The sequence below is a fragment of the Streptomyces sp. ISL-11 genome (genome assembly GCF_018614525.1).
In the GTDB taxonomy this organism is placed as follows: Bacteria; Actinomycetota; Actinomycetes; order Streptomycetales; family Streptomycetaceae; genus Streptomyces.
In genome coordinates this window covers 57,800-69,469 of the sequence record NZ_JAGGOL010000047.1, presented here as the reverse complement: position 1 = coordinate 69,469, position 11,670 = coordinate 57,800, and the positions used below count along the sequence as shown (strand labels likewise).

The following is an 11,670-nucleotide window of genomic DNA, read 5'->3' as shown; positions in this document are numbered from 1 at the left end:
CGGCCGCTCACGGGTCATCCGTCCGTCGCCGCTGCTCATCGCTCCACGTGCGGGTGTCGCGCGGCTCGACGTACGGCTCGTCCCGCGCGTCGTGGCCGGTGGAGATGGCGCGCTCACGGGCCAGCTCGGCGTCGAACTCCAGGCCCAGCAGGATCGCCAGATTGGTGAGCCACAGCCACACCAGGAAGACGATGACGCCGGCGAGGGTGCCGTAGGTCTTGTTGTACGAGGCGAAGTTCGCCGCGTAGAGGGCGAACCCGGCGGACGCGGCCAGCCAGATGAGCAGGGCGAGAACGCTGCCCGGGGTGACCCACGCGAAGCCCCGGCCCCTGACGTTCGGCGCCGCCCAGTACAGGACGGCGATCATGAGGCTGACCAGCAGCACGAGCACCGGCCACTTGGCGATCGACCAGGCCGTCATGGCCGTGTCGCCGACGCCCAGCGCGGTGCCCGCCTGCCGGGCGAGTCCGCCGGTGAAGACCACGATCAGCACACTGGCGCAGGCCATGACCATCAGCACCACGGTCAAGGCCAGACGCAGCGGGGTCAGCTTCCACACGGGCCGGCCCTCGGGCAGGTCGTAGACGGCGTTGGAGGCCCGGATGAACGCCGCGACGTACCCGGAGGCCGACCACACGGCGCCCAGCAGGCCGAGGACCGCCAGCAGGGAGCCGATACCCGTGCCGCCCTGCAATTGCCGCACCGCGTCGGTGATCACCTGCCGGGCCGTCCCCGGGGTGAGCTGCCGGAGGTTGTCCAGGACGCTCTCGGTGGCCGACTTGCCCGCGATGCCCAGCAGTGACACGAGCACCAGGAGCGCGGGGAAGAGGGACAGGATCCCGTAGTAGGTCAGCGCCGCGGCCCGGTCGGTGAGCTCGTCGTCCTTGAACTCCGCGGCCGTCCGCCGCAGCACCGCCCACCAGGACTTCTTCGGCAGGTCTCCCGGCCCCTCGGGAGGAGGGCGGCCCGAGCCGGGGCCGGGGCCCTCCCGTCCGGGACCCTGCCGCCGCCCGCCTTTCGGTGTTCGCGCCATGGCCGCCGGGTAACCCGTCGTACCGCCCGCGAAACGGTCCGCTGCCGCCGGGCCGGGCGCTGAGCCCCCGACACGAGCGACTTCCCCGCAACTACCTGGCTTTCCTCGGTCTCGCCGTAGCCATGTGCTGCTACAAGCGCCTCGTCCGCATCACCCCGTAGGACACGGTCTTACTGCTTGTGCCACCGGTCGTATTGATCAGACGGATCGCACGGCGTCGTTTGCACGAGGGTGCCGTTTCGCACGCTGGGCGTCGACAGGCATAGCCCGCTCGACGCGTTCTGCCAAACGTCGTACCAGCCCGAGGGCGGCCCGTTGGGGTTGTCCGCGAAGAAGACGCGCCACTGCTGGGTGGTCGCGGCTGCGTCGCAGAACGCCATCGTGACCGTCCCCGATCCCGAAGCCGGTGCGGTGATGCATCGTCCGGTGCGTGCATTGGTGAAGGTGAACAGGCGAGTCTGGGTGTTGAACCCGTCGAGCCACTTCTGCTCGGAGCCACTGCCGCACGACCACATCTGGAGCTTCGTTGCATTTTCGGTGGCGTTGTCGAGACAGTGGCTCGAATTCCAGACGTTGATCGGGCTGAAACCTGCGGCCTGCGCAGGTGCACCGGCGGCTACGGAGAGGGCCGGCATCGCCAACACCGCGGTGACGAACGCGAACAATCTACGTCGTATGGACATGAGCTTCTCCGGTTTCTGACTGGAAACTGGTGGAGAGCCCGAACGGCACCCGGTAGGTGCAGAGGAAGGGGTCCGAGCATCGCAAGTGTTGCGGCTGCCTGCTGGAGACGTCGGCGGAATTCTCCGGTCAGGTGCCAGGAGTCTCCCACCCGGGCTGGTTGCCGACAACAGACGTGAGGCTCTATGTCGGAATTTCACAGGAGTTGATCACGAGGAGCAGCCGTCCCTGGTGCCGGCAGTCGTGTGCGCTGGGATTGGGCCACGAGGATGGCGCCTTCACCAAGGAGGGGGTGAGAGACGCTGGCCCCCGCTCCGCGACCACAGCTGAGAGACCTCCCCGGCAGAGCACCGCAGGGTGTAGCCCGCGTCGCCTCGGCTCGGAGTCGGTGGTCCTGGCCGTGGCCGTATCCGGTAGAGGGGTAGGCTCCCCCAGCCCAAGGGCGGCAAGCGGCTGACGGAGCTGATGGTCCTCACATCCTTCGACCCCACAGGGGATCCGTCCAACCCGCTGGTCACTCGCCGCTTTGACCGGTGTCAGGGTGCGAGTCACACCGCGTACAAGGAAGCCTCCGAGGGACAAAGCGTCGAAGGCTGTGCCGTCTTCCTCGCAGCCGAGGAGACCGGGGCTCCGTCGACCGTGAAGTGGACGCGCCGCAGCGAGGCTCTCGACACCTGGGAATGATCCAGCGACTCGGAATGCCACGGGGTAACAACCGGCACGTACGGCAAGCGGGCCGGCGTGGTGAGCCTTGGCAATGCCTCGGAGGGCCCAGCGTTTGTCAATGAGTTCGAAGAGTTCGAACAGTGGATAGCGATCACGGAGCGATGAAGGTTCACAAGCTTTGACGGCGCTTCACGTCAATGATCTTGGCCTGGACTCTTGGCCCTGGCGATGCCTGCCCTGACCTGTTCCATCGTCCGGTAGCGAGGGGGCAGGTGCACGGCGGTCGACACCAGTCGAGCTCGGCGAGGAGACGACACCAGCTCACGGTAGTCGTTCTTCGGCTGAACTTGCGTCACTGCAAGGCGAGTTACCTCGAACGGGTTGTTTTTCACTGAGCCGTTCCGCAGCCGGGCAGGCATATGAGTCAGGTACGCGGACCGGCCATGGGCAAGCATCCGACGGGGGGCTGAGGATGAAACAACATGACGACCACGCGGTGGCTGTGGTGGGCGCGGCCTGCCGGCTCCCCGGGGGAATCCGCGACCTCGACGAGCTGTGGGCGGCCTTGTGCGAAGGCAGGGACGCAGTCGGCGAGATGCCGGCGGACCGAATCGACAAGACCCGGTTCGTGGACGTCGGCGCCCTGCGGCCCTGCCGGAGCTACACGGCGGCCGGCGGCTTCCTCGACGACGTGACGGGCTTCGACGCGGCCTACTTCGGAATCGCCCCGAAGGAGGCCGCAGCCATGGACCCCCAACAGCGGCTCCTGCTGGAGATGTCCGCGGAGGCGCTGGACGACGCCGGGATCCCCGCCGAGTCACTGGCCGGGTCGGACACCTGTGTCTTCGTCGGCATCTCCGACCCGTTCTACGGGACGGTCCAGGGCACGGTGGAGGAGTACGCCAACCCCTACACGATGAGCGGCTCCAGCCTGTCCATCGCGGCGAACCGGATGTCGTACTGCTTCGACCTGCGCGGACCGAGCATGGCGATCGACACCGCCTGCTCCTCCACACTGGTCGCCCTCGACCGGGCCTGCCGTGCACTGCTGCAGGGCGAGGGCCGCACCGCCCTGGTCGGCGGCATCAACGTGCTGGACAACCCCTATTCGTTCTCCGGCTTCTCGCAAGCGGCCCTCCTCTCGCCGCGCGGGCGGTGCGCGGCCTTCTCCGCCGATGCCGACGGTTTCGTCCGCGCGGAGGGCGGAGGCGTGATCGTCCTCAAGCGGCTGACCGACGCGCTGGCCGACGGAGACCGGATCCACGCGCTGATCCCCGGCACCGGCAGCAACTGCGACGGCCGTACGCACGGCATGTCCGTGCCCAACGCCCAGGCCCAGGAGACGCTGCTGCGTGCCGTCTACGAACGGGCCGGGGTGGGCCCCGACGACCTGGTGTACTTCGAGGCACACGGCACCGGAACCGCCGTGGGGGATCCGGCCGAAGCACGCGCCATCGGACGAGCACTGGGCCGGCACCGGACGGTGGGGCCCCTTCCGATCGGTTCCGTGAAGTCCAACCTGGGGCACCTGGAACCGGCCTCGGGGATGGCCGGCCTGTTCAAGGCGGTGCTGGTGCTGCGGCACGGCAGGGCCCCGGCCACGCTGCACGCCCGGACGCTCAACCCGGACATCGACTTCGCCGGCCTCGGCCTGGCCCCCACGGTCGAACCCATCGAGCTCCCGCACCGGGCCAGGGCGGCGGTGGGGGTGAACTCCTTCGGGTTCGGCGGTGCCAACGGCCACGTCGTCCTCACCCGTCCACCGGCGCCGGCACCGGCATCCCGGGAGGACCGCGGCGGCGGCACACTCCCCGTGGTCGTCTCCGCCCGCTCGGCGAAGGCGCTGCGGGAGCTGGCCGCGCGCGTCGTGGAACAACTGCGGGAGGCGGCGCCCGAGGAGTTCTACGACCTGGCCCACACCAGCACCCGGCGCCGCAGTGCCCATACGCACCGCGCGGCCGTCCTGGCCGACGGCCCCGATGAAGCAGCCGACCGGCTCGAAAGGGTCCTCGCGGAAGCACCCTCCCACGGCGCCATGGTCCGCAAGGCCGAGCGGGACACGGTGGCGTACGTCTTCTCGGGCAACGGCTCCCAGTGGCCGGCCATGGCCGCCGACCTCATGGCCGGTGAACCGGCCTTCCGCGACGCCGTCCAGCAGGCCGATGCCGCACTGATGCCGCACCTGGGCTGGTCGGTGGCCAAGGAGCTGGCCCACCCGCAGCCGGCCCACTGGCAGCACACCGAGGCCGCCCAACCCGCCCTCTTCGCCGTCCAGGTGGGCCTGGTCGCCCTGCTCGCGGCCAACGGGCTGCATCCGGCGGCCGTCATCGGGCACAGCGTCGGCGAAGTGGCCGCGGCCCATGCCGCCGGGGCGCTGACCCTCGAACAGGCCGCCAAGGTGATCGCCGAACGCAGCCGCACCCAGGGCACCACCGCGGGCACCGGCCGGATGGCCGCCGTCGAGCTGTCCGAGCAGGAGGCCCGGGAGGAACTGGCGGCCTACGGCGACGCCCTGGAGATCGCCGGCATCAACGGCGACCGGAGCGTCACGGTCGCCGGCGATGCGGAGGCGCTGGAAGCGCTGGGCGCCCGGTTGACGGCCCGGGACGTCTTCTTCCGCGACCTCGGTCTCGACTACGCCTTCCACAGCCGCGCCATGGACCCCCTCAAGCACCCGCTGAACAACGCGCTGTCCCGACTCGAACCCACCGCCACACGCATCCCCTTCCTCTCCACCGTCACCGGCGCCGAGCTGGCCGGCGAGGAACTGACCGCCGACTACTGGTGGCGCAACATCCGTGAACCGGTCCGCTTCCGCGACGCCGTCGCCCGCCTCCTCGCCGACCACGCCGACATCGTCGTCGAGATCGGCCCGCATCCGGTGCTGCGCCCCTATCTGCGGCGCACCGGCGCCACCTACGTCCCCACGCTCCACCGTGACGGCGAGGGCCCCCGGGAGACGGCCGCCGCCGTCGCCGCCCTGCTGGCGGCCGGCTCCCGCGTCGACTGGCGGTCGCACTTCCCCTCCCCGGGCCGGGTGGCCGACCTCCCCGCCTACCCCTGGCAGCATGAGCGGCACTGGATCGGCACTCCGCAGGACCTCCACCTGCGCACCAGCGGCACCGGTCACCTCGAACACCCCCTGCTGGGCGAACGGCTCCCGGGCCCCCACGCGCTGTGGGAGGGCGCCGTCGAACCCCAGCTGGTGCCCTGGCTGGGCGATCACAAGCTCGGCGGTTCGGTGCTGATGCCCGCCGCCGCGTACGTCGAGATGGCCGTGTCCGCCGGGCGGCTGGCGCTGAACCGTCCGGTGGAGGTGCGGTATCTGGGCATCTCCCGTCCGCTGCCGATCGGCTGGCCCGATCCCGGTACCCTCCGCCTGCAGACGGCCGTCACGCGGGAGGACGGCACGCTGACCATCGGCAGCAGCGAAGGCCGTGGGACCCCGTGCCAGCCGATCGTGCGCGCGCAGGTCCGCACCCTGCTCGGGACGGCCTCCGCACCGATCGACGCCGAAGCGGTCCGGGCGCGGTGCCCCCGCACGATCAGCCGTTCCGACTTCTACGAGATGTGCCACAGCCTCGGCCTCCGCGTCGGCCCCACCTTCCAGCTGGTGCGCGATTTGCGTGTCGGGGACGGTGAATTGTTCGCCTTCTACCGGCATGAGAACCCGGCCGAGCAGTACACGGTCCACCCCGTCCTGCTGGACGGCCCCTTCCAGGCCACCGTCGCGCTGGTGGAGCACTACATTCGCGCCGGCCAGGCCTACCTGCCGTCCGTGTTCGACTCGGTGAAGGTATGGAGCAGCCCCTCGGCCACCGGCATCATGCACCTGCGCCAGCGCAGCCGCACCGAGACCGAGCTGTGCTGGGACGTCACCTATGCCGACGAGGACGGCACCGTCACCGTGGAGATCGACGGCATCCGGACCCGGCGCTACAACACCAACCACACTCCACTCACCGTTCAGCACACGGTCCTGCGCGCCGCCCCGGACCCGGCCCTGGCGGCCGCGCCCTCGCCGCTACCCCCGCCCGCCGAGCTGCTCGGTGCCGTCCACGAGCGGATCAGCCGGCTGCGCGACGCGCTGGAGGAGACCGGATACGACCGCTTCACCGCAGCCCTCGACGAGGCGGCCGCTCACTGCTGGGCCCGGTCCCTGGCCGGCCTCCTCGCCGACCCGAGCGCCTCCTTCGGCCTGCCCGACCTGATGGTCGGCGGACTCCAGCCCCGGCACCGAAGGCTGGTGCGGCTCATGCTCCCGCTGGTGGCCCGCCACGGGCTGGCCCGCCCGGCCGGTGCGGACCGATGGCAGCTGACCGGCGGCGGACCACGCCACGAGGAGCTGCTGAGGAGCCTCGTGGAAGACCATCCGGCGTTCGTCGCCGAGACGACACTCCTCAACACCCATCTACGGCGCCTGCCGGCCCTGCTGCGCGACGCCGCGCACGCGCCGGAACCCCTCGAGGCGGGAGACACCTCCGCCGAGCAGCTCTACGAAGCCGCGCCGGCGCGTCGCTTCGCCCACCGCGTCGCGCAGACCCTGGTCGGCGAGCTCGTCCGCCACTGGCCCGGGGACCGCCCCCTGCGGGTGCTGCAACTCGGCGCGAGGACCCAGGCCCTGACCGTGGCCCTGCTCCCGCTCCTGCCGGCGGACCGTACCCGCTACACCCGCACCGACACCGAGGAGACCACCACCACCGGGGGCGGACCACGCCTTGCCGCCTACGACTTCGTCGAGCACCGCGCCCTCGACCTGGACACCGATCCCGTCGACCAGGGCTTCCTCCGGGGTACGTTCGATCTGATCGTCGCCGACGACGCCCTGCACAGTGCCGCCGACCTGGCCGAGGCCCTGCGCCGCGTCCACACCCTGCTCGCCCCGGGAGGCCACCTGCTCGCCGTCGAATCGCACCACGCGCGGCGGCTGGGGCTCCTTCACGGTGGCACGGAGGCGTTCTGGCAGCGCCGCGACCATGCCCGGCGCCCGGACACCGTGCTGCTGCCCCGGGACCGGTGGGCGCCGCTCCTGCAGGAATGCGGATTCAGCGGCACCGTACAGACGGACACGGACGACCACTGCGTCCTTCTGACCGCCGCGGACCGTCTCCCGGACGACGCGTCGCCCGAACCCGACCCACCCGTACCGGCCCCGGACGCCGCCTGGGTCATCGCCACGGAGACCCCGGGCGAGACCCCGACCGCGCATGCGCTCTCCGGCCTGCTGGGCGGCGCCTCCACGATGGCCGCCACCGACGACCCCGCCGCGTGGGCCACCGCGTTGCCCGACGGGGCCACCGCGGTCGTCCTGCTGCTGGGTGAGCCCGACAGTCCGGACGATCCGGCAGCAGTGGTCTCCCGGACGACACGCACCGCCGCCGTCCTCCGGGCCCTGGCCGCCACCCACGCCGAGCGGTCGCAGGACAGCGGCCCCCGGCTGTGGCTGGTCACCCGCCCCAGCGGCCTCTTCCCGGCACCCGAGCGCCCCACCCACCCCGCCGACGCGGCGGTCTGGGGCGCCGCCCGCACCCTGGCCAACGAACAACCCGAGCTGCACATGCGACGGATCTCCCTGGAGCGCACCGGTGATCCGGTGACCGACGCCCGCCACCTGGCCCGCGAACTGCTGGTGGCCACCGACGAGGACGAGGTCGTGCTCACCAAGGCCGGCCGGTTCGTCCCGCGCCAGACCCAGCACCTGGCCGAGGAGTCCACTCCCGTGCCCTCCCGTTCGTCCTTCGCCCTCGACGTCAGGTCGCCCGGCTTCTCCCGGCGGCTCGTTTGGCGGGAGACCGAGCCGCTCCGTCCCGGCCCCGGCGAGCTCCTGGTCGAGCTGCGAGCGGTCGCGCTGAACTATCGCGATCCCATGCGCGCCAACGGACTGCTGCCACCCGAGTCCGTCGAGGGCACACCGCTCAGCCGTGGGCTGGGCACGGACGGGGCGGGCATCGTCAGCGCCGTCGGCCCCGGGGTCACGGGCTTCGCGGTCGGCGACCGGGTGGCCGGGCTGATGGCCGCGGCGCTCGCCTCCCATGCCCTCATGCTCGCCTACGCCGCCTGCCCCGTCCCCGACGGCATGACCTGTGCGGAGGCGGCGACCTTCCCGGTGGCCTTCCTGACCGCTCATCACACCCTTGTCCAGGAAGCCCGGCCGTTCCCCGGCGAGACCGTGCTGGTGCACGGGGGCGCCGGAGCCGTCGGCCTCGCCGTCGTCCAGTGCGCCCGGCACCTGGGCCTGCGCGTCATCGCCACAGCGGGCACCGAGGCCAAACGCGACCTGCTGCTCACCCTGGGCGCCGAGCACGTCCTGAACTCCCGCACCCTCGACTTCGCCCCACGCGTTCGCGAGCTGACCGAGGGCAAGGGCGTCGACATCGTCGTCAACTCCCTCCGCGGCGAGGCCATCGGCCAGAGCCTCGACCTCCTGCGCCCCAACGGCCGCTTCATCGAACTCGGCAAGCGGGACATCTTCCTCAACAACCCCCTGCTGCTGCGCCCCTTCCAGCGCAGCCTCACCTTCCTGGGGTTCAACCTCGACAACGTCGTGCTCGACTCGGTCCGAGGCCCCCGTCTGTCGCAGGAGATCGCGGAGCGGGTGGCCGACGGCCAGTACCGTCCGTTGCCGCACATCGTCTATCCGGCCGCTCATGTCGAGGAGGCCTTCCGGCTGCTCCAGCATTCGCGTCACACGGGCAAGGTCGTCGTGTCCCTCGACCAGCTGGACGAGCCGGTGCCCGTCGAGCCGGCCCTCGGCGTACCGGTGCTCGACGCGGAAGGCACCTACCTGATCACAGGTGGACTGGGCGGCTTCGGGGCAGCCACCGCCGACTGGCTCGCGGACCGCGGCGCCCGCCACCTGGCCCTGCTCAGCCGCCGCGGCAGCGAGGCCCCCGAAGGAGCCGCCGTACGTGAGCGACTCACCCGCCGCGGAGTACAGGCCACGGCCTACGCCGCCGACGTCACCGACGAAGCGGCCGTACGCCGCGTGATCGCCGCTGTCGACGCCACCGGACACCGGCTGCGCGGAGTGGTTCACTGCGCCATGCACCTGGACGACGCGCCGCTGGCCGACCTCACCGACGACCGATTCGCCGCCGTCCTCGCCCCCAAGGCCGCCGGCGCCACCGTCCTCGACCGGCTCACCGCCGACCGTGACCTCGACCTCTTCCTCCTGTACTCGTCGGTCACCGCGGCCACCGGCAACCTCGCACAGGCACCGTACGTGGCCGGCAACGCCTACCTGGAAGCCCTGGCACGGGCCCGCCGTCACGCAGGGCGTACCGCCACGGCGATCGCCTGGGGCCCGATCGCCGAAACCGGATACGTCGCCCGCAACGACCTGGGGGCCACCATGACCGGCCTCGGCTTCGACCCGCTCGCCCCGGCCGAGGCGTTCACCGCCGCCGACGGCCTCCTCACCTCGGACACCGACGTCGCGGGCATCGGCCGCTACCGCTGGGCCCGTGCCCGCCGCCTCCTGCCGGCCCTCGCGACCCCTCGCTACTCCGGGCTCGTCCCCACCGACGTCGCGGACATGGACGACAGCCGCGAGGAACTGCTGCGTTCCCTGGCGTCGCTGACTCCTGAGGAGGCCGTACGCACCATCGCCGACGTCCTGGCCCGCCACCTCGCCACCGTGCTGCACACAGAAGCGGCCGAACTGGACCGGGAGCGGCGTGTGGAGGAGTTCGGCCTGGACTCCCTCATGGGAGCCGAGTTCATCCTCCATGTCCGCGAATACTTCGACATCCACATTCCCCCCAGCGAACTCATCGGCGCCAGCGGCAGCCTGAATCACTTCGCCCGGCTGATCCACGGACGTCTGGGCATCCACTCGCCCGACGGGCCGCAGCCGGCCGACGCACAGCCGGCGCCGTGATGTCGTCACGGTCCTGTGCTGACCGGCAGGGCCTCGGTAGAGTCGGCAGGTCGGTCTCGACCCGGCACGGCCTCCTTCAGGGCTCCAAGATCACCCCATGGCCCCTTTTTGGGCTCACCTCGGCGATACCCCAACCAGGGCCGCGTCAATGGCCGCCTCCGCGTGCAGCCGTGTAGAAGACCGGCACAGAGCTGTCCTGCGGCCCCAATCCTGCTCCATGGTGAACGCGGTCCCGAGCAGGCCGACCTTACGTATCCCCGCAGCCCGCACCGCATCCGCTGTGGCATCGGCAAGGTGCAGCAACGGAACCCCCACTGCCGCCTCCACCTGACCCGCGACCTTGTGCATCGTGTTGGTGCAGATCAGCACCATGTCGGCGCCGGCCTTTTCCAGAGAACGGACGGCGGCGGCCAGAATTTCCCCGGCTTCCTCCCAACGCCCCTGCACCTGCACCTGCAGCTGCTCGATCTCTGCGAAATCCACCGACAACTCGTTGAGCAGTCGGTAGTACTCTGCCGTCGATTCCCAACTCATCCCCCTATCAGCCCGATTATTTTCATCGTCACCCCTTCCGTTGACGATGTGCAGATTTTGCAGGACCCAACACTCAAAGCAATTCAAGGAAACCCAAGACGCTCCAGAAGGTTTTCTTATGGAGGGTGCTTTAACTAAGTAAACCTGGGCCATCGAGCTACAGTACTCACGTACCACATCGCTCCCCATACCCCCGAACGAGGGCCCTCCCATGGCCGCCGAGAAACCCGCACGCCGTCGCCGTGATCCTCAGCGGCGGATCGAAGAGATCGCCGCGGCCACCGAGAAGGTCATCGCGGAGCGCGGCATCGAGGGCCTTACCCATCGCGCCGTCGCCGAAGAGGCCGGCGTGCCCCTGGGGGCGACCACCTACCACTTCGCCACCAAGGACGACCTCATCACCGCTGCCCTCAAGCGGTCCGTCGACCGCTACGCGGCCTACCTCGACGACTGGTGCGCCCAGCGCCCCGGACTCACCGCCGACCAGCTCGCGGTCCTGCTCACCGACGTCCTGCTCAGTTGCCTCGGACCCCAGCGCGGACAGCAGGTCATGGAGTTCGAGCTCTACCTCGCCGCCCTGCGCCGCCCCGCCCTCCGGCCGATCGCCGACCAGTACACCGAGCTCAGCATCCAGACCCTCGCGCACTACACCGACCCCGTCACCGCCACCGCGGCCGCCGCCGCCGCCATGAACGGCCTCACCCTGCGCGGCCTCGCCGCCAGCCGGCCACCCGCCCGCGCCGACATCGAAGCCGTCCTCCGCCGGATCCTCACCCCCCATCCCGTCCGCGTCCCGCATGAATGACCCTCCTGCTCAGCGGGACGGCACCGACCTCCATCGCGGAACGTGTTCCCATGGCCGCAGATTGCCAAAAAG

At 70.8% G+C, this 11,670-nt stretch carries 4 protein-coding genes and 2 pseudogenes; 3 read left to right on the top strand and 3 right to left on the bottom strand.

The features are described from left to right. Window positions 1-7: 7 nt before the first annotated feature. Window positions 8-1,033 (bottom strand): YihY/virulence factor BrkB family protein, encoded by a 1,026-nt coding sequence (locus J7E86_RS12150; RefSeq protein ID WP_215081610.1) that lies wholly within the window; start codon window positions 1,031-1,033, stop codon window positions 8-10. 53 nt (window positions 1,034-1,086) lie between these two features. On the opposite strand from J7E86_RS12150, the pseudogene J7E86_RS30980 reads away from it, so the two are divergent. After that, window positions 1,087-1,194 (top strand): annotated as a pseudogene (locus J7E86_RS30980) (IS5/IS1182 family transposase); the annotation flags it as partial. 9 nt (window positions 1,195-1,203) lie between these two features. Here J7E86_RS30980 and J7E86_RS12145 read toward each other — a convergent pair. Next, complete coding sequence (locus tag J7E86_RS12145) at window positions 1,204-1,698, bottom strand: RICIN domain-containing protein (protein ID WP_251019021.1); 495 nt, start codon at window positions 1,696-1,698, stop codon at window positions 1,204-1,206. Window positions 1,699-2,852: 1,154 nt separating this feature from the next. Between J7E86_RS12145 and J7E86_RS12140 the strand changes: the two genes are divergently transcribed. Then, window positions 2,853-10,259 carry a type I polyketide synthase gene (locus J7E86_RS12140; RefSeq protein WP_215081608.1) on the top strand — a complete coding sequence of 2,469 codons (7,407 nt, stop codon included), beginning with the start codon at window positions 2,853-2,855 and terminating at the stop codon, window positions 10,257-10,259. Between the two features lie 198 nt (window positions 10,260-10,457). Here the strand turns inward: J7E86_RS12140 and J7E86_RS12135 are convergent. Then, window positions 10,458-10,819: pseudogene (locus J7E86_RS12135) on the bottom strand (aspartate/glutamate racemase family protein); the annotation flags it as partial. Window positions 10,820-11,004: 185 nt separating this feature from the next. Here J7E86_RS12135 and J7E86_RS12130 point away from each other — a divergent pair. Next, entirely contained in the window at window positions 11,005-11,598 is a 594-nt protein-coding gene (locus J7E86_RS12130) for a TetR/AcrR family transcriptional regulator (protein ID WP_215081607.1), read from the top strand. Window positions 11,599-11,670: the final 72 nt, after the last annotated feature.

Coding starts and splice junctions, on each gene's coding strand:
- J7E86_RS12130 (WP_215081607.1), top strand. CDS start 11,005: ATGGCCGCCGAGAAACCCGCACGCCGTCGCCGTGATCCTCAGCGGCGG.
- J7E86_RS12140 (WP_215081608.1), top strand. CDS start 2,853: ATGAAACAACATGACGACCACGCGGTGGCTGTGGTGGGCGCGGCCTGC.
- J7E86_RS12150 (WP_215081610.1), bottom strand. CDS start 1,033: ATGGCGCGAACACCGAAAGGCGGGCGGCGGCAGGGTCCCGGACGGGAG.